18 protein-coding genes are annotated in these 19,787 nt (G+C 63.2%); 4 read left to right on the top strand and 14 right to left on the bottom strand.

Annotation, left to right across the window (positions count from 1 at the left end):
- The first annotated feature begins 37 nt into the window (after positions 1 to 37).
- Complete coding sequence (locus D0Y96_RS03385) at positions 38 to 1,165, top strand: hypothetical protein (protein ID WP_117297896.1); 1,128 nt, start codon at positions 38 to 40, stop codon at positions 1,163 to 1,165.
- A 15-nt stretch (positions 1,166 to 1,180) separates the two neighbouring features.
- On the opposite strand, the gene polX is transcribed toward D0Y96_RS03385, so the two are convergent.
- From polX to D0Y96_RS03370, 3 genes are all read right to left on the bottom strand, one after another.
- Entirely contained in the window at positions 1,181 to 2,923 is a 1,743-nt protein-coding gene (gene polX, locus D0Y96_RS03380; RefSeq protein ID WP_117297895.1) for a DNA polymerase/3'-5' exonuclease PolX, read from the bottom strand.
- A gap of 243 nt (positions 2,924 to 3,166) precedes the next feature.
- Positions 3,167 to 3,385 carry a cold shock domain-containing protein gene (locus D0Y96_RS03375; RefSeq protein WP_117297894.1) on the bottom strand — a complete coding sequence of 73 codons (219 nt, stop codon included), beginning with the start codon at positions 3,383 to 3,385 and terminating at the stop codon, positions 3,167 to 3,169.
- Between the two features lie 143 nt (positions 3,386 to 3,528).
- Complete coding sequence (locus D0Y96_RS03370) at positions 3,529 to 4,158, bottom strand: NUDIX hydrolase (protein WP_117297893.1); 630 nt, start codon at positions 4,156 to 4,158, stop codon at positions 3,529 to 3,531.
- 304 nt (positions 4,159 to 4,462) lie between these two features.
- On the opposite strand from D0Y96_RS03370, the gene bshC reads away from it, so the two are divergent.
- From bshC to D0Y96_RS03355, 3 genes are all read left to right on the top strand, one after another.
- Positions 4,463 to 6,070 carry a bacillithiol biosynthesis cysteine-adding enzyme BshC gene (bshC, locus tag D0Y96_RS03365; protein ID WP_117297892.1) on the top strand — a complete coding sequence of 536 codons (1,608 nt, stop codon included), beginning with the start codon at positions 4,463 to 4,465 and terminating at the stop codon, positions 6,068 to 6,070.
- 320 nt (positions 6,071 to 6,390) lie between these two features.
- A complete protein-coding gene (locus D0Y96_RS03360) occupies positions 6,391 to 6,702 on the top strand; it encodes a hypothetical protein (RefSeq protein WP_117297891.1) in 312 nt (103 codons plus the stop codon).
- Between the two features lie 72 nt (positions 6,703 to 6,774).
- Positions 6,775 to 7,113 (top strand): hypothetical protein, encoded by a 339-nt coding sequence (locus tag D0Y96_RS03355; protein WP_117297890.1) that lies wholly within the window; start codon positions 6,775 to 6,777, stop codon positions 7,111 to 7,113.
- Positions 7,114 to 7,212: 99 nt separating this feature from the next.
- Here D0Y96_RS03355 and D0Y96_RS03350 read toward each other — a convergent pair whose 3' ends face one another.
- The 11 genes from D0Y96_RS03350 to D0Y96_RS03300 all read right to left on the bottom strand — a co-directional run bounded on the left by D0Y96_RS03350 (position 7,213) and on the right by D0Y96_RS03300 (position 19,736).
- Positions 7,213 to 7,803 carry a dihydrofolate reductase family protein gene (locus D0Y96_RS03350; protein WP_117298034.1) on the bottom strand — a complete coding sequence of 197 codons (591 nt, stop codon included), beginning with the start codon at positions 7,801 to 7,803 and terminating at the stop codon, positions 7,213 to 7,215.
- Positions 7,804 to 7,848: 45 nt separating this feature from the next.
- On the bottom strand, positions 7,849 to 8,760 hold the full coding sequence (locus tag D0Y96_RS03345; RefSeq protein WP_117297889.1) for a polyprenyl synthetase family protein: 912 nt from the start codon (positions 8,758 to 8,760) through the stop codon (positions 7,849 to 7,851).
- The gene (locus tag D0Y96_RS03340; protein WP_117297888.1) at positions 8,757 to 10,487 is read right to left on the bottom strand and encodes a 6-pyruvoyl-tetrahydropterin synthase-related protein; all 1,731 of its coding nucleotides are present in this window, start codon (positions 10,485 to 10,487) and stop codon (positions 8,757 to 8,759) included. The genes D0Y96_RS03345 and D0Y96_RS03340 overlap by 4 nt, the downstream gene beginning before the upstream one ends.
- Positions 10,484 to 12,973, bottom strand: coding sequence for a penicillin acylase family protein (locus D0Y96_RS03335; protein ID WP_117297887.1), 2,490 nt, complete (start codon positions 12,971 to 12,973; stop codon positions 10,484 to 10,486). Before D0Y96_RS03335 ends, D0Y96_RS03340 begins: the two co-directional genes overlap by 4 nt.
- Before the next feature lie 35 nt (positions 12,974 to 13,008).
- Entirely contained in the window at positions 13,009 to 13,893 is an 885-nt protein-coding gene (locus tag D0Y96_RS03330; protein ID WP_199480159.1) for a CPBP family intramembrane glutamic endopeptidase, read from the bottom strand.
- 437 nt (positions 13,894 to 14,330) lie between these two features.
- Complete coding sequence (locus tag D0Y96_RS03325; RefSeq protein WP_117297886.1) at positions 14,331 to 14,936, bottom strand: TetR/AcrR family transcriptional regulator; 606 nt, start codon at positions 14,934 to 14,936, stop codon at positions 14,331 to 14,333.
- Between the two features lie 25 nt (positions 14,937 to 14,961).
- Entirely contained in the window at positions 14,962 to 15,708 is a 747-nt protein-coding gene (locus tag D0Y96_RS03320) for an ABC transporter permease (protein ID WP_117297885.1), read from the bottom strand.
- A gap of 2 nt (positions 15,709 to 15,710) precedes the next feature.
- The gene (locus D0Y96_RS03315; RefSeq protein WP_117297884.1) at positions 15,711 to 16,499 is read right to left on the bottom strand and encodes an ABC transporter ATP-binding protein; all 789 of its coding nucleotides are present in this window, start codon (positions 16,497 to 16,499) and stop codon (positions 15,711 to 15,713) included.
- A 118-nt stretch (positions 16,500 to 16,617) separates the two neighbouring features.
- A complete protein-coding gene (locus D0Y96_RS03310; RefSeq protein WP_117297883.1) occupies positions 16,618 to 17,127 on the bottom strand; it encodes a P-loop nucleotide/nucleoside kinase family protein in 510 nt (169 codons plus the stop codon).
- 138 nt (positions 17,128 to 17,265) lie between these two features.
- Complete coding sequence (locus D0Y96_RS03305) at positions 17,266 to 18,318, bottom strand: carbon-nitrogen hydrolase family protein (protein WP_147324896.1); 1,053 nt, start codon at positions 18,316 to 18,318, stop codon at positions 17,266 to 17,268.
- A gap of 221 nt (positions 18,319 to 18,539) precedes the next feature.
- Entirely contained in the window at positions 18,540 to 19,736 is a 1,197-nt protein-coding gene (locus D0Y96_RS03300) for an FAD-dependent monooxygenase (protein ID WP_117297881.1), read from the bottom strand.
- Positions 19,737 to 19,787 lie beyond the last annotated feature (51 nt).

Raw genomic sequence — 19,787 nt, 5'->3', positions numbered from 1 at the left:
GCATCCGTTTCAGGACACAATCCCGTGGGAGGGTTCCATGCAGCAGGTTCTCGGCGTTGCCATCGGCATCGCTCTGGTCTGTCTTCTGCTCAGCATCATCGCATCGCATGTGCAGGAAGTAGGCGCCGCCTTCACCGCCCGGCGCGCGGCATCTCTCGAAGTGGCCATTCACGGCATGCTGCAGGACCCCGACCTTCTGGCGAAGTTCTACGGCCATCCGCTGATCCAGAACATCTCCTTTTCTCCGCTGAAGCTTCCCGTCTTTGGCCGCAAAGCGCAGAAGACGCCGAGACCCACCTACATCTCCTCGAAGCTCTTCAGCCGCGTCCTCGCGACCATCATTCAGGAGGCCCGCGATGTGACCGTTGCAGCCACCCAGCCCGCTCCACCCGCTCCGCAGCCCGAGATCGCCGTGGCCGTTGCCGCCGAGGTGGCGGCCGTCGTCGTTGCGAAGGTCCCCGACACCGATGCCGGAAAGGCCGCTGCCGTGGCAAAGGAACATTTGCCGCCCGCTCCGACCTTCGCGCAGCTCATCGCCGCTCTGCCCGACGGCAATCCACTCAAGCAGCGCCTGCGCACCCTCGTCCTCGGCATCGAGCATGACGCAGCGGCCTGCAACCTCGCCGTCGAAGAGTGGTACGACGGCACCATGGACCGCGTGAACGGCCTCTATAAACGCGATACGCAGTGGATTCTGCTCGGCCTCGGCCTCGTTCTCGCCATCGTCTGCAACGCCAACCTCTTCAGCGTCACCTCCACGCTGTGGCGCTCGCAGGCCGCGCGCGACGAGGTGGCCTCGGTGGCGCAGATGTACGCCTGCCCTCCCGAAAAAGCCTGTACCCCTGACGACATCGCCAGTTACACCGCCGCCCGGCAAAGCGTTGAAAACGATCTGAAGTCGCTGCCGATCGGCTATCAGCTCTCCAATGCAAAGCCGTACTGGGACTTCGTTCTGCACGGCAATCCCAAAGATCAGAAGATGGATGTCGGTGCCCACCTGAGCTGGCTGGCCGGAGACTGGTCCTACAAACTCTTCGGCTGGTTTCTTACCGCAATTGCCGTCTCGCTCGGAGCGCCCTTCTGGTTCGACATGCTGAACAAAGTCATCAATCTGCGTTTGAACGGAGCCCAGCCCGCCAAAGCGGACAAGCAGAAGACGCACTGATACCGCGCCCCGTCCTCAGGGGCGCGGGCGCAGCGCAGCCAGAAACGCATCCGCCGGCAGCGTGTTCAGCACGTCTTCCTTCCGCAGCCACGCGCGCCGCAGCTGGCGAATGCCGTAGCGCATCTTCTCCATGTGGCTGGTATGGTGCGAATCGGTATTCACCGCGATTTTGCAGCCCAGCTCCTTCGCCAGGCGCAGATCGCGGTCGCACAGATCCAGCCGGTCCGGATACGCATTGTGCTCGACGGCCACGCCCAGCTCCGACGCTTTGCGCAGCACCGCGGCCACGTTAATTTTGAAGGCCTCGCGGCGCAGCAGCAGCCGCCCCGTCGGATGGCCCAGAATCCGCACATACGGGTTTTCGATTGCGCGGAGCACGCGCTCCGTCATCTGCTCTTCCGGCTGATTGAACAGCGAGTGTACGCTGGCGATCACCACATCCATCTGCGCCAGCACTTCATCCGATAAATCCAGCTCGCCGTCCGCCAGGATATCGACCTCGATGCCCGGAAAAACGCGAATGCGCCCTTCCATCTCCTCATCGACCTCGCGAATGCGGCGAATATGCTCGAGCGCCCGCTCGTCGTCGAGCCCGTTGGTCATCGCCAGATTCTTCGAGTGATCTGTAATCGCGATGTATGCATATCCGCGCGCCAGGCCCGCTTCCGCCATCTCGCGAATGGTGTTGCGCCCGTCCGTGGCATTCGTGTGCATGTGCACATCGCCGCGAATATCTTCCTGCTCGATCAGCGCCGGCAGCCGGTGCGCCTCCGCCGCTTCGATCTCGCCGTTGTTCTCGCGCAGCTCCGGCGGAATCCAGTCCAGATCGAGCGCCGCGTAAATCTCCGTCTCCGTCGCCGCCGCGACCGGCGTGCCGTCGTCGACGCGGGCCAGCGCATACTCGTTCAGCGTGTAGCCATACTTCAGCGCCCGCTGCCGAATCGAGACGTTGTGCATCTTCGATCCCGTGAAGTACTGCAGCGCCGCGCCGTACGACGACTCCGGCAGCAGCCGCACATCCACCTGCAGGCCGTTGCGCAGCAGAAAGCTGACCTTGTTCTGCCCCCTGGCCAGCAGGCTGCTGATCGGCGGATACTGCGCCACATACTCTACTGCGGCTGCGACATTGTTCTCCGCGCACGCCGGCCCCGTGACCAGAATGTCCAGATCGCCCACCGTCTCGCGTCCGCGCCGCAGCGAGCCCGCGGGCGTAAGGATGTCGAGCCCTGGAAACTCGCGCAGATAGGCGATCAGCTTCTCCGCGGCCATCTCTCCATCGTCGATCAGAAAGCGTCCGGAGTTTTTCCTGTATTCCTCGATCCCTTTTTTCAGCTTTTCGATCTGCTTTTCGCCCATGCGCGGCAGGCTCTTCAGCCGGCCTGCGGTAATCGCCGCCTCCAGCTCGTCGATCGAGGCCACCTGCAGCGCCTCCCAGAACAGCGCCACGCTCTTCGGCCCCATCCCCGGCAGCTTCAGCAGGTCCAGCATCGTCGGACGGTACTTCTTCAGCAGCTCATCGCGAATGCCGAAGCTTCCCGTGCGCTCGATCTCCTGAATATTGGCCGCCATGCTCTTGCCGATGCCGGGAATCTCCAGCAGCTTCTTCATGTCGGAGGCGATCTCGCTCAGCTGCAGCGTGGTCGATTCCACCGCCTCAGCGGCGCGCCGGTATGAGCGGATGCGGAAAGAGTCTGCGCCGTCGATCTCCAGCAGATCGGCGGCCTCCGCCAGCAGATTGGTAATCGAGCGATTGTCCATCGCTGCTGATTATGGCATTTTCAGCAGACGGGCGGCGCAGCGCGCCAGGGTGTTTTCAGCGGGAAGACACACAGGTTTGCGGAGATACACAGATCCGGAGAAGGAGATCCCTCAGAAGGAGATCCGCAGAAGGGAACCGGGCTGCTGGCCACAGACACACAACAACAGGGGGAGACCTTGCAGCGGCAGGCTGCGGCCATAGTTATAAAAAGAGCATCTGATCCGGTTCGTGCCGGGCAGTTGTCAGGCGCTTTCGCGAAGTCGCATGACCTGATCTGCCTGAGGGCCCTTTTGTCCCTGAATGATGTCGAACTCGACGTCGTCCCCTTCTTTCAGACTCTTGTATCCGTCGATCTGAATGGCGCTGTAGTGAACGAAAACATCCGGCCCATCATCGCGACCGATAAAACCATATCCCTTCGCGTTGTTGAACCACTTCACCTTGCCTTTGTACTGAGCCACGAGCTCTCGACCTTCCTGTTCAGCAGAGTGCAGTTGGGAGAAAACCAACCTGCCTCTTTTAAAGACGCACCTTCCCTGGCTTTGGTTTCCCCCGAATCGTGGCTCCGGGTCCGTCTTTATCCTGATTTCTGCTTTGCGCCTCTTCAGCCGCGCCGCAGCAGCCGGTCGTAAAGCATCACGGAGACAAGCGTTTTGCCGTCGCGAATCTCTCCCGTATCGATCAGCCGCAGCAGCTCCGAGAGCGGCACAAACTGCAGCTCCAGCGATTCATCCTCTTCCGGCTGCGCCTTGCCCGGCGTCAGCTCTTCGGCCAGAAACACCTGCATCCATTCGCCCAGAAATCCCGGGCTCGCGAAGTACCGCACCAGCTTCGACCACTTCTTCGCGCGGTAGCCGGTCTCCTCCATCAGCTCGCGCTTCGCCGCGGAGAGCCGCTTCTCGCCCTTGTCCATCTTTCCGGCCGGAACCTCATACAGATACTGCCCCGCCGCGTGCCGGAACTGCCGCTCGATCAGAATCAGCGGATCTTTCCTGCTCTTCGAGCTGTCCACTGCCAGAATCACCACCGACCCGTTGTGGCGGATCACGTCGCGCTTTACCTGGTTGCCGTTCGGCTCGCGAATCTCCTCCGAGAGCACGCGAAAGAGCGGCCCGTCATAGGAGACCTTCGACGTCAGCACTTTGGCCTCTTTGCCCGGTCTGACCTTCAGCGTTTTTCTCACCGCAACCGCGGCCGTCTCTGCCTGCTCCGCCTGCTTCTTTTTCTTCGCCATGGAACGTCCTCACGTCTACGCTAACATTCGCCCGCTCTCCTGTTCCGGATACAGCCTGAATCTTTGCCCCCGTCCGCATCTCTCTGCATCTTCGCGCCTGCTCTCAGCATCCGATGGGCACGTGGGAGTCCTCCGCCCTGCATCACAATGAAAAGATCCGTACAGGACCGAAGACAATCATGGTGACCACCCGCGGCAAAGGGCGAAAATCGGACCCGGGCACGTGAGATACTTGCTTGATCCCGGTCCATCATCCTGCAGCACATCGGGAGCTCCCCGAAACGAAACGCCGGAACGGAACGCTGTGCAGACAGATTGTTACCCTATTTCGACCCTGCCGGGACTGAACCGGCTCTTCCTCGACTACACCGCCAGTCGCGAGCCGATGACGCCCTTTTTTCCGGCCAGCCCCTGTGGCCCGCACCAGTCTGCACCCACCCCCGCGCAGCAGCCCGCGCTTCGCGCCGCCGTCGCCGATCTGCTCAGAGAGCAGAATCAGAGCTTCGGAGCCGGCGCAAAGACCTTTGAGAATATCGAGCGTCTCCGTACCGGAACCGGCGCCATCGTCACCGGCCAGCAGGTCACGCTCTTCGGCGGTCCGCTCTTCACGCTGCACAAGATCGCCACCGCCATCCGCAAGGCGCAGGATACGGATTCGGTCCCGGTCTTCTGGCTCGCCAGTGAGGATCACGACCTCGCCGAAGCCGATCACCTCACGCTGCCCTCGCGCCATCAGCTGCACACACTGCGCCTCGAGTCCGGGCACAGCCACGCCGGACAGCCCGTCGGCGGCATCCGCCTCGGTGCCGGCATCGAGGCCGTCCTCGACAAAGCGGCCGAGCTCATCGGCGGCACGCCCGAGTTCGATCTGCTCGCGCAGTGTTACCGCTCCGATGCGACCTTCGCCCGCGCCTTCGCGCAATGGGCCGCCGCCACCTTCGCCGCTTATGGACTGGTGGTTATCGACGCCGCCGACCCCCGCTTCCACGCCCTCGGCGCTCCCGTCTTCCGTCAGGCCATCGAGCAGGCCGCCGCACTCGAGTCCGCGCTGCACATTCGCGATCAGGAGCTCAAAGACCGCGGCTATCATTCCCAGGTTCTGGTCGCGCCCGGCAGCAGCCTCCTCTTCCTCATCGAGGAAGCAAACAACGGTGAAGAAGCCGGCGCGCGCCTCGCGCTGAAGCGGAAGGACGCGCAGATATGGACCGCGGGAAAGCGCCAGTACGAGACCGCCGAGCTGCTCGCCCTGCTCGACCGCGCTCCGCACCGCTTCAGCCCCAACGCCCTTCTGCGCCCCGTCTTTCAGGATTACCTGCTGCCCACCCGCGCCTACATCGGCGGCCCGTCCGAGATCGCCTACTTCGCGCAGTCGCAGGTGCTCTATCAGGCCATCCTCGGCCGCTTCACGCCGATCGTGCCCCGGCTCAGCGCCACGCTCATAGAGCCCGCCGTGGCCACCGTGCTTGCGCAGCACGAGCTCGACCTGCAGCAGATCATCGCGACGCATCCCGACGAGCTGGCCCAGCGCCTCGGCGCGCGCGCCATCCCCATCGAAGGCAAAAAGAAGCTCGCCTCAGCCGGAAACGCGCTCGACGAAGAGCTGACCTCGGTCACCGCCTGGATGCAGTCGCTCGATCATGGCCTGGGCCGCTCGGCTGAGATCGCCGCGCGCAAAATGCGCTATCAGATGAACCGTCTGCGCCGCCTCGCCGCGAACTACCAGCTCCAGAAAGAGAGCAGCATCCGCCGCCACGTCGACGCGCTGTATCTGAACCTCTTTCCGAATCATCATCCGCAGGAGCGGGTCATCGGCGGCGTCGCATACCTCGCCCGCTACGGAGACGCCTTGCTCTCGACCCTCGTCGAGCAGGCCGCGCAGGAGTGTCCCGGCCACAAAGTCATTTATCTCTGATCTCCGCCTGGCATCCGTGCTTTCAAACGTGGGATGCCGGGTGCCCCGCATCTGCCTTCTTTCGGCAGATGCGGGATCGTACTCCCCTTAAACTTTGTCATCCCGACCGAAGCGGAACGGAGTGAAGCGCCGGGTGCCCCATCTTCGCCGCCCGTCTTTGGCGGCTAAGATGGGATAAGAGTTTTGCTTTGTATCATGCGCGGCTTCAGCTCTGGAAGAGAATCAGGCATGCTGCTCCGCATTGCAACGCCGCCCGCCGTGGTGTTACATTCACGCCCTGGAGCCCTGTGCGCGCGACCGCGCCGCAGGCAGCAACCAATATGGCAAACAAAGAGCATCAGACCATCGAAGTCGCATGTCCCGACTGCGGAGCGTCGCTGAAAATCGATCTCGACACCCGGTCCGTCATCGCGCACACCCCCGCTCCGCGCAAGCGCACCTTTGAGGATTTCGAAACCGCCGCCCGCGCCATGCGCGAGCAGGAAGACCGCAAGGAGAGCATCTTCCGCCAGTCCGTCGACGCCGAGAAGAACCGCAACGACCTGCTCGAAAAAAAATTTGCCGAAGCGCTCCGCAAAGCGAAGGAAACTCCGGACGAAGGCAAGCCGCTGCGCGACTTCGATCTCGATTAGGAACTGCACACCGGTGGAAAAGGCGCTGCGGCATCCATCTGCATCTCAACAGAAGAAGAGGAAAATACTGCGATGAGTCTGACCCCCATTCAGCGACAGATCGAGGCAAACCTTCCCGATAACCTCGCCGAGCTCTCCGCCCGGGTTCCCTGGACCAGCGCCTTTGCCGCCGGCACACTCGTCGCCAGCGCCATTCTGCTGCTGCGCGGAAAGAAAAAGCCCGCTCTCGCCGTCGCCGCCGCCGGAACCGTCGTCGCGCTTATTGATAACGCCGACGCCGCCCGCGAGCTGTGGGACAAGCTCCCCGGCTACGTCCGCTCCGGACAGGACATGCTGCTCAAGGTCGAGGATTTTGTCGAGGATCTCAGCAAGCAGGGCAACAAGCTCCGCGAAGTCATCGGCCGCCGATAGCCTCGTGCAGAATGTCGATTTATGAGGGAGTGCGCAGCCGTGTGAAGTTCTCCTTCACTCCCTCGTCGATCTCGTCACGCCATAAGCGAGGGAGCATCTTCAGATGCTCTCACCGGTGGATGCAGTGTACGACAGCTCCACAAAATCATTCCTGTAAGTGGCGACATTCTTCAGATCCCATCTCTCCTCCGGCAGGGAATCGCCGAAGAGCCGGAGTCCGTCACCTAACAGCACTGGGGCTATGGTCAGCCTGATCTCATCCACCAGACCGAGCTCGAGAAAGCGCCGGCACAGCATGGCTCCGCCCACCAGCCAGATGTTTTGAAATCGCGGCGCGAGCTTCACGTCGACGAGCGTTTCGAGATCGCCCGCATAGAACTCGACGCTCTTCCTCGCCGCAGGCCATTCTCTGCTGGTTACCACGACCGTTGGAGTGTCGCCGTATGGCCAGCCCAGCTCAAGAGCGAGTTCATACGTGCGGGAGCCGAGTACATAGCAGTCGATGGTCTGGACGAATGCTGCCGCCTCTTCCTCCGAAACGGAAGCTCCGGCTTCGTAGACGCTTCCACGGTCATCCAGCCAGGAGACGCTGTTGTCCTTCCTCGCGATAAAGCCGTCAAGGCTTGAAACCGCGTGCAGCGTTACGTTTGATCGTGCTGTCTGTCCTTCTCCCGGCCGATGCCTGCGCATAATCGTCACAAGTTCACGAAGTACTGCAGCCAGCGTTCTTCCGGCTTAATTCGTGCGGTCCACCAGATACTGCGCAACCGCCTTCAGCCCGTCCGCCGCCGCGCCGTAGGGCGCAAGCAGCGCGAAGGCCTCTGCGATCAGCCTGTCCGCATGCCGCCGCGACTCCTCGATCCCGAAGACCGCAGGCCACGTCGCCTTGTCGCTGGTCAGGTCCTTGCCGGCCGTCTTGCCCAGGTGCGCCGAATCCTGCGTCACATCCAGAATGTCGTCGACAATCTGAAAGGCCAGTCCCGCCTTGCGTCCGAACTCCGTCAGCCGCTCGGCATCTTCCGCCGTCGCGCCTGCGTATACGCCGCCCGAGACAATGCTCACGCGAATCAGCGCGCCTGTCTTTGCACGGTGAATGGCATCGACCGACTCCGCCGTGGGCCTGCTGTGCTCGCCTTCGAGATCCAGCACCTGGCCGCCGATCATCCCTTCCACCGTCCCCGTGGCATCCGCGATCAGGCGAATAATCTCCACCGCCGCCGGAGCCGCGCAGCGCAGCCGCGCCAGCGTCTGATACGCCAGCGTCTGCAGCGCATCGCCCGCCAGAATCGCGATGGCCTCGCCATACACCACATGGCACGTCGGCTTGCCTCTACGCAGATCGTCGTTGTCCAGCGCCGGCAGATCGTCGTGAATCAGCGAGTAGGTGTGCAGCATCTCGATCGCCGCGCCCAGGTCTTCCATGCCCTCCGGCAGGGTGCGCTCGCCGCGAATCGTGCGCGCCGCCTCCATCGCCAGCACCGGACGCAGCCGCTTCCCGCCGGCAAAGGTGCTGTGCCGCATCGCCTTGTGAATCGACGAGGGAGTCTGCGTATCGGGCGGCAGAAGCCGTGCGAGCGCGTTGTCCGTTCGCTCCACGCCCTCCTGCAGAATTTCTTTCACATCCAGCCGGGTCTGCACTTCGATCATGATACCTGAACCTTTCGCTCTTTCTTCCGGTACGCCGCGGCCAGCAGCAGCACCAGCGCCGCCGTCAGAGACGCGATGCGCCCCGCCCACATATCCGCCGTCGCCCGGTAACGAATCTCGATCCGGTTCTCTCCCGCGGTCAGCGGCAGCGCAATCAAACCATCCTGGCGCGTGGCTGAAGATAAGACGGGCTTCCCGTTCAGAAGGATTCGCCACGCCGGATAGTTCATCCGCCGCAGTACCGCCCACGCCGCCTGCCGCGTCCCGATCGCCAGCGAGATCCGCTCGCTCTGCCAGCGCGCGATGTGAATCGTCGCCGGAACCTCCTCGCGCGCGCTCGCCTGATAGTCCGGATTCACCGCCACCGAGCTGTCCGCCTCTTCCGCATCCGGCGCCGTCAGCACGCGCACCGGCGGCAGCCCCTGCTGAATCGCCTCGTTGTCCACCCCGCGCGGCGTGTACTCATCCGTCCCCTCAACGCCATCGCCGCGCAGCGCCGTCCGCTGCGCCTGCACGCTGTCCTGGTCGTCGCACGGCGACCAGAAAAAGGCCGAGGCCGCCCCCGCCATCAGGCACGCAAAAAGCAGCATCGAGATCGCGCGCAGCGAGATCGCCCGCCGCGTCCGCGCCTCGCCGCGCAGCGTTATCCCGGCCAGCGCCGCAAGCACAACGCCCAGCACCAGCAGCCATCGCCACGGAAACTGCAGAAACTTCAGCTCCGGCGCAAGCCTCCACAGAAAATCGCTGAAAGGGAGCTGAAGAAACGCAATCAGCGCCGATACGACGCAAAGCGGCAGCCACAGCGCTTTGCGCTTCCTCGCCGATCCCCACGCCGCCGCCGTCGTCGCGAGAAGCAGCGCCACCGCAATCCACGACACCGTCCGCAGCACCTGATCGTGATACGCATCCGTCGTGTGGCCGAACAGAAAGCTGTCCTCCACGCGCATGCCGTCGCCGATCGCTCGCGTGATCTCGACCCAGCGCTGCTCCCACATCGCCGGCACAAGATAAAACCCTGCCAGCCCCAGCCCCAGCGGCACCGCGCCCGCGCTGCGCCGTATCAGCCGCAGGCTGCGCTCTTCCGCCGCCGCCGCAATCACCAGCACTGCCAGCGCATAGCAGCCCATCACCGCCGCCGGAGCATCGGTCAGCCACACGCCCGCAATCGACACCGCCAGCGGCAGCAGCGCTGGCTTCCGGCGCAGGCCAAACAGAATCAGCAGCGGAATCCACGCCGCCGCCAGCAGCTCGCCATAAGCGGCCCGCTCATACGCCACGAAAAGCAGATAAGGCTGCAGCACGCACAGACACGCCGCCAGAGCCGCCTGGTCTTCGCTCATCCACTCGCGTGCCATCGCAAAAAAACTTCCGCCCAGCGCCAGCAGCGCGATCCCCGTAAACAGCAGCGGCGCCCACGACCACGGCAGCACCGCTCCCATCAACGTGCCCAGCAGCCACGACAGCGGCGGATAGAAAACGAAGCGCGGCTCGCCCGCTCCGTAATTAGCCGAGGCGTCCCAGTGCGGATACGCCACGCCCTCATGCCAGTGCCGCAGCACCTCAAGCCACGACTGCAGATGAAAATCGAAGTCCTGCCCGCACGACACGCCCCGCCACGCCAGCGGCAGCACCGCAATGCCCACGCACGCCAGCAGCAGCGAGCGCCGCCTGCGCGCCCGGGTCGCCAGGCTCGCCGCCGACGCCGGAAAGCGGAACGAGATCTTCACGGCGTCAGGCGCAGCGTGTGTGTTGCGGTCTTCGCGACCGCGGCATCGCTGAAGGGCAGGGCAAAGGTCGTGCCGTTGTACCAGTATGGCCACTGGTCGCGGTACCACGGGCTCAGCGGGTCTTCCGACTGGCCCACCACCATGTTCTCCGTCGCCCCGTCCACATCGTTCCAGTCGATCGTGAAGCGCTGCGACGGCCCGAAGGTGCGCCCCGCCTGCTTCACCGTCGTCGCATCGCCCGACTGCGGATGCACACCGATGCCGGTCCATCCGCGGAACCACGGCAGCAGCCCGAAGAGCGGCTGCTCCAGCTCCACCGGATGCGCATAGCCGTAGCGCCACCGGCTCAGATCCGCCGGCGCATGCTCTTCGTTCAGCCCCTGGCTCACGGCCGCGGCAAGAAACTCATCCCACGACGCGTACTGTTTCGGGAGCCACGCCGCGGGCTCATGCATCACGATCTGCTCCTGCGCAAACTGGCTCTCTGCCCACTCATACAGCGCCCAGTCGCCGCCCAGCTTCGGCTGCAGCAGCATCGGCCACAGCGCATGCTTCGTCGCCGCCACAATCGCCGCCGGAGCCGAATCGATGCCCACCACTCCATTCCACGTCCGCATCAGATCCGCCGCCTGGCGCAGCCGGCTGTTCGCCTTGCCCGCATGGTCGATCGCATACGCAAACCGCTGCGCAAACTCCTGGTCTACCTCCGAATACACATCGGTCTGCAGCGTCAGCATCTGCTGCGGCGTCAGCTTGTCCTTATCCGAAAGCCACTTCCAGATGCGCTCATTCCGGTACGGGTTCGCCCACTCGAGCGTCAGCGGATACGGATAATCGTCCGGCGTCACCCGCGCATTGGCCGTCGCCAGCAGTCCGTTCGCCGGGTCCAGCGCCGACGGCAGCTTGTCATACGGCACAAAGCCCTGCCACTCATGCTGCGTATCCGCGATCGGCACGCCCGAGATCCCCGTCGGCCGGTTCGGAATAAATCCCACCGCCTGATAGCCGATATGCCCCTGATCGTCGGCGTAAATCACATTCAGCGTGGGAGCCCACCACGTGCTCAGCGCCGCATGAAACTCATTCCAGTTGCCCGCCGTGTTGAGGCCGTAGAGCGGCAGCCCGCTGCTCGCCGGATCATACGCATTCCAGCGCAGCGCCAGCGCGCGCTTTTCATGCGGCACCAGCGCCGAAATAATCGGTCCGTGCGCCGTCCGCGCCACGTCGACCGTCACATCGCGGCCAAAGCGTACATGGATCGTCGAGCTCTCATGCTCGATCGGATGCCAGCTTCCGTCCTGCCCGAGATACTGGTCCTGCTGATTCACCTTCTCGACGTAAATATCCTGCGTGTCGCCGTAGAGCGACGTAAATCCCCACGCGATGTGCTCGTTGTGTCCTGCCACGATAAACGGCAGCCCCGGCACCGTTACGCCCGCCGCATGCAACCCCGGAGCCTCCAGGTCGCTCTCGTACCAGATATCCGGCATCTGGTGCGCCAGGTGCATATCGTTCGACAGCATCGCCTTCCCGCTCGCCGTATGCGCGCCCGAGACGGCCCACTCATTCGATCCCGGAGTACACGAGCGGCACGCATCATGCACGCCCGTCAGCGCCCGCAGCTGCTGCAGATCGGTATCCGGCGCTCCGGGCTGAAGCCCTCCGGTATCCGGCGCTGCAGACGGAAGCCCCTCGCGCAGCATCGTCTGCGACGGGTCCAGCGGAATGTCCGGAACATTCTGCTGCGGCGCCGTCAGATCGGGCTCCGTCTGGGTCGGCGGATGATCGCGCCACGATCCCGTCGGATACAGATCGGCGGCCAGCGTCGGTCCCAGCCTCGCAGTCACCTGTTCGCGCTCCAGCTTCTCCGGCCAGTGCTCGTCCAGCATCTGCACCATGCTCAGCGCCACCAGCATCGAGTCCGACGGCTGCCACGGCTTCGGCTTATACATCAGCAGCCGGAACTCTGCCGGCAGATGATCGCCGTTGTTCTCGATAAACTGATTCACGCCCCGCGCGTAATCCTCCAGCCAGCGCCGGTCGCGCTGGTCCAGCCCCGCCGTCAGCCGCTCCGCCGTCTGGCGAAAGGCCAGAACGCGCTGCATGCGGTCGTGTGCCACCAGCTTCGATCCCAGCAGTTCGGCCGCTTCGCCCGCTGCCATCCGCCGCGCCATATCCATCTGCCACAGCCGGTCCTGCGCCGTAACGTAGCCCTGCGCCTCCAGCAGATCGTCCACGGAAGACGCTTCGATATGCGGAACCCCGTGCGCGTCGCGGCGAACCGTCACCGGGCCCGTCAGCCCTTTCAGGCGAAGCTGTCCATCCACCTGCGGCAGCGCATCGCGCATCGAGCGCTTCAGCCAGAACGCGCCTGCCAGTACGCCCGCGGCCACCGCCAGCACCACCACCACAAGCAGGCCGGCCATGTATCGCAGCCAGGGCCGCCTGCGTTCCTCTTCCACGTCAACCGATCTGCCGAGAGCCATCTTCGGACCATTGTCTCATCGCAGCCCCTGCCCTCTCATGCCTCTCCATCGCTGCCGCCGGACAGCGCAGCACGCCCCTTCGGCCTCCATCCATATCCGGCAAAGGGAGAAACCGTCCTGCGTCCCCACCACGCATACATGGCAAGCATGGCCGCAGCGAGCAGCACAAACACCAGCACGCTGCCCTCCGGACCCGTCGCCCCGCCGCTCCACAGCAGCCCGCCCATCGGATGCTCGCTCAGCAGATGCCCCTGCACCGCCACGCCGCTGTCCGACGTGCCGTAGAAAAACGACTCGCCCCAGTCCCACGCCGCGTGAAAGCCCACCGCCCACCACAGCGAGCCCGTATACCAGAGGCTCAGGCAGAACATCAGCCCCACCGCTCCCGCCGCAAAAAGCCCCACCGGCGACTCGCCCGGATTGTGTCCGTGAAGAAACCCGAACAGGAACGAGAGCCCCAGCGCGCTCCACCAGAAGCCCAGGCCCCGTCCGATCGTGAATTGCAGATAGCCGCGCAGCACCGACTCCTCGAAGATGCCGACCATCAGAAACAGCACGCCCCACTCGGCCCCGTACCGCCACGCCGCCGCTCCATGCAGCAGCTGCCCGTCGAAGCGCAGCCAGCCCAGCTTCCACAGCGTGCCCACCAGCGCCGAGATCGCGGCGAATCCCCACACCACCCCGGAGAAAAACCGTACCGCGCGCGCTTTTCCCTGGTAGCCGTAGTACCCCGGCGCGCGTCCTTCAATCAGCGCCATCACCGAGGTCGGCAGCGCTACCAGCACCACCGACAGGCCCTCCTGGAACAATGCGAACTCCGGCGGCATCGCGCCCTTCGGCGGAGCCTGCGGATGTACCACCAGCCGCACCGCCAGGTTCAGCAGAAATTCCACCGCCAGCAGAACCGCCGCGAACAGCATCGCGCCCCATCCGGCGCGCAGCCCGTTCGGCCCGAAGAAGATCCACTGCGTGCCGCGATCCGGCGGCTCAGGCAGCGGAGAAAGTGGAGGTTTCGCAGAAAGGGAAGAGTGTTCGGCAGATTCGTCCAGAGCCGCCTCCGTTTGGAAGGGAAATGATTTCCGGCTGATTTCGGATACCGGCTGTTCAGCCTGCCTTCAGGATAGTCGTCCGGCCGGTCTTCGTTTTCGCAGTGAGAGGGTGCCCGCAGTAAGATGCCGGGTGCCCCATCCTTCGCGCCGATTTTGGTGCGAAGGATGGGAATGAAAAATCTCAACCCTTTGTCATCCCGGCCGAAGCCGCAGCCGTCAGGCAGCGGCGCAGTGGAGGGATCTGCTTTTTCTTTCCATCTGAAAAGTTCAGGCTGCTCCTATCCGTCTTTCCGGGCACAGGTTGGATCTCAGCCGCGTATCTTCTTCGCAGCCGTGCCAAAGGCCGCCAGAAACGCGTCCACCACCTGCTCCACAAACTCCCGCGGAGCGCGGTCCATCGACCGGTTCGTCACGAAGATGTTCCGGTACACCATCGGGCCCACCAGCAGGGCGATCGAAAGATCGACGCTGAGATCCCCGCGCAGCCTTCTCCGCGCCACGCCGCACTCCAGCAGACGCGACAACCCCTCCCGCTGCCGCTCCACCACGCGCTCGCGCCATGCCTTGCCGAACTCCTGATTGCGCGCCGAGTACGCAATCACATGCGGCATGATGCGGTTCTTCATCTCTCTGCGATGCTCCGCCGGCTGCCACGTCAGCGCGTCGATCAGGTCTTCGCGCAGATCGCCCGAGTTGAACTCCGGCCGCTCCTCGTCCAGTCCGAGCATCCACGACAGCACCTCGAGCGCCAGCCGGTCCTTGTCCGGCCAGTGCTTGTAGATCGTCGCCTTGCTTACGCCCGAGGCTCCGGCAATCGCGTCCATGCTCGTCGCGTCGATGCCCCGCTCCGAGAACAGCTCGAGCGACGCCTCCAGTACCTTGCGGTGAGCCTCCGCGCTGCGCGGCCTTACCATAGTCGGTTTTGCATCTCTGAAACCATTACAGCTGAATCCGCGAGAACAGCCACGCCCCCATGGTCAGAAACACCGCCGCCAGCCCGCACAGCACGGCCACATCCAGCGCATAGGGAAACGCCCACAGACCCGTCAGCACGCCGCGCAGCCCGTCCACTCCGTACGACAGCGGATCGGCGTTCGTGATCCACGTCAGCACCCGCGGCAGGTTCTTCAGCGGATACAGCGCGCCCGACAGAAAGAAGATGGGCATCACCAGAAAGTTCATGATCAGCTGAAAGCCCTGCATGTCCTTGATGATCGATCCGATGCCCGTGCCCAGCGCCGCAAAGACCACCGCGATCATCATCACGAAGACGAACGCCGCCGGCACCGCGATCCAGTGCTGCGGCCGGAAGCCCGCCACCAGGCAGATCACCAGGATCAGCACGCCCTGAATCATCGCCACCGTCGCTCCGCCCAGCGTCCGCCCGATCATGATCTGTATCCGCGGCACCGGAGCCACCAGCGTCTCCTTCAGAAAGCCGAACTGCCGGTCCCACAACATCGCAATGCCGGAAAAGATCGAGCTGAACAGCACCGTCATCCCGATCACGCCCGGAGCCATGAACTGCAGATAGCTCCCCTCGCCTGCCTTCTGAAAGACCGGCCCGAAGCCGAAGCCCAGCGCCAGCAGATACAGCGCCGGCTGCCCCAGCGACACCACAATCTGCACGCGGGAGCGGATATAGCGCTTCATCTCGCGCAGCCACAGAATGTAAATTGCGCCCATGCCTACCGTCCTCTCCACATTTTTGCGAACTGCCGCATCTGGTCCTTCGAGTCCGCGCCCTCGTCGCGCAGCGATTCACCGGTCAGCGCCAGAAACGCCCCTTCCAGCGAGTCGCTTCCCGTCCGTTCCTTCAGCTCCGCCGACGTGCCCTGCGCCACAATCGCGCCGTGGTCCATAATCGCGATCCGGTGCGCCACCCGGTCCGCCTCGTCCATGTAGTGCGTGGTCAGAAAGACCGTCGTCTGCTCCGTCTCGTTCAGGTGCTTCACATGCGTCCAGAGCTGGTTGCGGCTCTGCGGATCGAGCCCCAGCGTCGGCTCGTCCAGAAACAGGATCTTCGGCGTGTGCAGCAGCCCGCGCGCAATCTCCAGCCGCCGCTTCATGCCGCCGGAGAAGGTCTTCGCGTAATCGTTGCGCCGCTCCCACAGCTCGAAGGTGGTCAGCAGCCGCTCGATGCGCTCTGCGCGCACCTTTCGCGGCACGTGATACAGCACCCCGTGCAGCTCCATGTTTTCGTATGCCGTCTGCTCGTTGTCGAGGCTCGGGTCCTGAAAGACGATCCCGAAGCTCTGCCGCGCCTCTTTCTGCTTCACCCACGGGTCCAGCCCGTTCAGGTGAATCGCGCCGCTCGTCGGCCGCAGCAGCGTCGTCAGCATCTTGATGGTGGTGGTCTTTCCCGCGCCGTTCGGCCCCAGAAAGGCGAAGATCTCGCCCTGCTCCACGTCGAACGATATCCCCTTCACCGCGGTGAACTGGTCGAAGGTCTTCGTCAGATTCTCTACCCGGATCACGCATACCTCCCTGTATACGGAACAATGCGTATCTCGAATACTGAACGGTTTAGTTTAGATTGTCAAGAAAGAATGGAAGAACTTTACACGTCGCCATCCCGCAACGTCCCCGGCCGGCTCATCCCTTGACCCGGAAGTCGCCCCGATCGATCCCCTCGCGGATGCGCCGCGCCAGAGCCGCGGCATCGGCCTCGTCGTCGCAGATCTCGTGGCGCGCCGATCCTTCGAACATCGCATAAAAGTCCCGATACGCCCTGTAATCGGAGATCGCTCCCTCCGCCCGCGCGGCCGCCCTCTGTTCGCATACTTCGAGACTCGGCCGCAGCACCACAAAATCCAGCGGAATCTCCTTCAGAATTTTGCGGGCCGTCTCCAGAAAGTCCAGGGGAAAAGAGAAGTCCAGCAGCACCTCGTACCCGCCGCGCGTCAGCGGCACCGACGCCGCCGTCATCGAGCGCATCAGCAGCCGGAACCGCTCGTGGCGCGGCCCCGCATGCGGCTTTGCAAACATCGGCCAGAGCGTATCGCCCTCCAGATAACAGAGCGGCGCCGGAGAGATCGCCACCAGCTCCCGCGCTACCGTGGTCTTGCCCGAACCAATGGGCCCTGAAAGCATCACAACCGACATTGCCACTCTCCTCCGGGCCCGATTGTAGGCGGCAACTCTGACGCGATTGTGAATCGCAGGCCTTCGACAGGGCAGAGCTCTTCATGCATTCCTGGCCAGGATCGCTCACCGGAAAGCGTGCAGGCTGCATGGCAGCAGCTATATGGTGTCGACTTCGGTCACGGCCGTCGTCAGCTTGCCTCCGTATGCCAGTCGAACCAGCTCCCGGATCGACTGCTTCTTCGGCTTCTTCTGCTCGGGATGATTCGTGAACAGCGCCTTGCTCAGATCCTTCGCCGTATCCCACCGTCTCCGGAAGGCCTCATCCATCGCGCCCACGTCGGCGATCTGCGGCGTCTTCACTGTATTGGGAGCCGCAGCGAGAGGCGTCGTGGTGGTCCGATCGACCTTTGTAATCTCCGCGTCGCCGGTGTTGGCGCGTATATAAAGCCCTCCGTCTTTGGCCATCACATGCTCATCCCTCCGCGCCACCGATGCCGAGCTGACGATATGGATATCGACCTTCTCTCTCAGGTGATGCGCCTGATGATCGGCGCAGATCTCGATCCCCACTCTCAGACTGGCGACCGTAAACACGTTGTTCCCGTCTCCGGGAACGAAGATGGCGCCTTCGTCCTCTTCTGCAAGCTCTCCCGCATCCTCCATCTTGTGATACTTCATGATGCGGGTTCCCATGTAGAGATAGGCGGTGTTGTAGGCGGCATCCGCTTTCACCTTGCTCTTCCCGAACATGCCTCCCGAGGAAGGCTTCGGCAGGGTTCTTGCGCCGGTATAGGCGCCATCCAATGCGAGTCTTCGTTCCAGTCGTTCCGACGCTTTGGCATGCGCCTTTTTATCGAGCGGCTTCCTCCACGCCACCGTACCCGGAATCAGGAGCAGATTCGGCAATGACTGGGCGAGAATCGACATCGCGTCGCGCGTCCGGTCTCTCTCGTCCTTCGTCAGGCATCGCTGCGTCAGCGTGCGCTTGAAGTAGTACTCCGGCGCGACAAAGATAAAGAGCGGAGGAATGTTGGTATAGGCAAGGGACGCCTTTGCGTCGTTGTAAAAATCCGTCACGATCCGCGTCATCGTGCTGATCTTCGTGTCGAGCGAGAAGACGCCGGTCACATCCAGAGACTCGCCGGCGCGTGTCGCCTGATTATTGGTTTCAATCTGCCAGGTACCCGCCACCACGGTTCGTTTTGGCATCTTCCGCCTCCCTTGTCTCTGTCCGCATGCCGGAAGAACAACGGCCGTCCCCGGCGCCGGCAATCATGCCGTTAGCCATCTTACAGGTGCATTTTGTGGACAAATGACCGAAACCGTGAACGAATCCGCACTCCTTCCGGAGTTTGTCCCGGTTCCGGAGCCCCGGCATCACCTGCATATCCCGGCCGATGCGCGAGCATGAGCTTCAGACCGATGCAAAATCAACACACCCCTGTTCTGCCTTCATAGTCCCTGAGATCGATCGAGTTCCCGATCTTCAGAGGCACTTCGATCATCATGTTTTTCCATGGAGTGTAAGGAAGAATCTTCCACATCTGATGGCTCAGCCACAGCCGGAAGCGGGTTCGCGGCACAAACCAGTCGACGCCTCCATCGGCAATTCCCTGACACTTCTCCACGAATCTCCGCATCAGGCGCTCATAGCTCTCAAAGGCCACCCGATGGTTCCCGCCGGACTCCGCCAGTTCGCCGGCCAGAACGTAGGCTCCGACGACGGCCATCCCCGTCCCCATCCCCGAGAGCGGCGAGGCGCAGTACGCCGCATCGCCAAGTAAAACGCAGCGGCCCGCCGACCACCGCTTCATCTTCACCTGGCTGACGGAATCGAAATAGAAATCCGGCGCGCTCTCCATCCATTCCAGCAGACGCGGTACCTCCCATCCCTCCCGTCCGAAATGGCTGCGCAGAATCTCCTTCTGCTGCGCGCTGTCGTATCGGGCGCAGCAGAGCGGTTCTGTAGCGAAGAAGAACGATGCCTTCGCCTCCGCCGGATCGCCTCCACTGAAGATGCCGACCTTCCTGCCCGGTGTCCCGTAGTACAGTCCGGCGTGATCGAGATGCAGGTAGTTCGGAATGGTAAAGATGGAAACGTAATATCCCAGGTAACGGACGAAGTCCGCTTCCTCTCCAAACGCGACGGAGCGCACTTTTGAATGCAGTCCGTCCGCGCCGGCTACCAGATCGAACCTGCGCCGCCTGCCGCTCTGAAACAATACATCCACGCCGTCTTCGCTCTCTTCCATCGCGGCAATACTGTCATCGAAGATATATTCGGTCGTCTCCCGCGTGGCTTCGTGAAAAATGTCCGCTAGGTCGCCGCGCAAAATCTCGAGCTCGCCGCTGGTAAACCCATCGGGCATGCTGGCGACCTTGCTGTTGTTCCGGTCGACGATCGTAATGGCGCCGATGCGGGTCTGTTTCCGCTGCACCTCCGGCAGCAGTCCCATCCGTTCCAGCACGCGAAGCGACGCGCCGCGAAAGTCGATTGCGTATCCGCCCGGACGCACCGCCGGCGCGCGTTCCACGATGGTGGGCTGAAATCCGTAGCGATGGAGCCAGAAGGCCAGCGCCGGACCGGCCACGCTCGCGCCTGAGATGAGAATGTTTCCGTTTTTCACTGCGCCTCCCGTATTGAGCGGAGTAGAACAAATGTCTTATACAAATGTACT

The sequence above is a fragment of the Paracidobacterium acidisoli genome, assembly GCF_003428625.2.
Taxonomy (GTDB): domain Bacteria; phylum Acidobacteriota; class Terriglobia; order Terriglobales; family Acidobacteriaceae; genus Paracidobacterium; species Paracidobacterium acidisoli.
The sequence above is the reverse complement of the archived record's forward strand: the minus strand, read 5'-3'. Positions and strand labels throughout refer to the sequence as shown.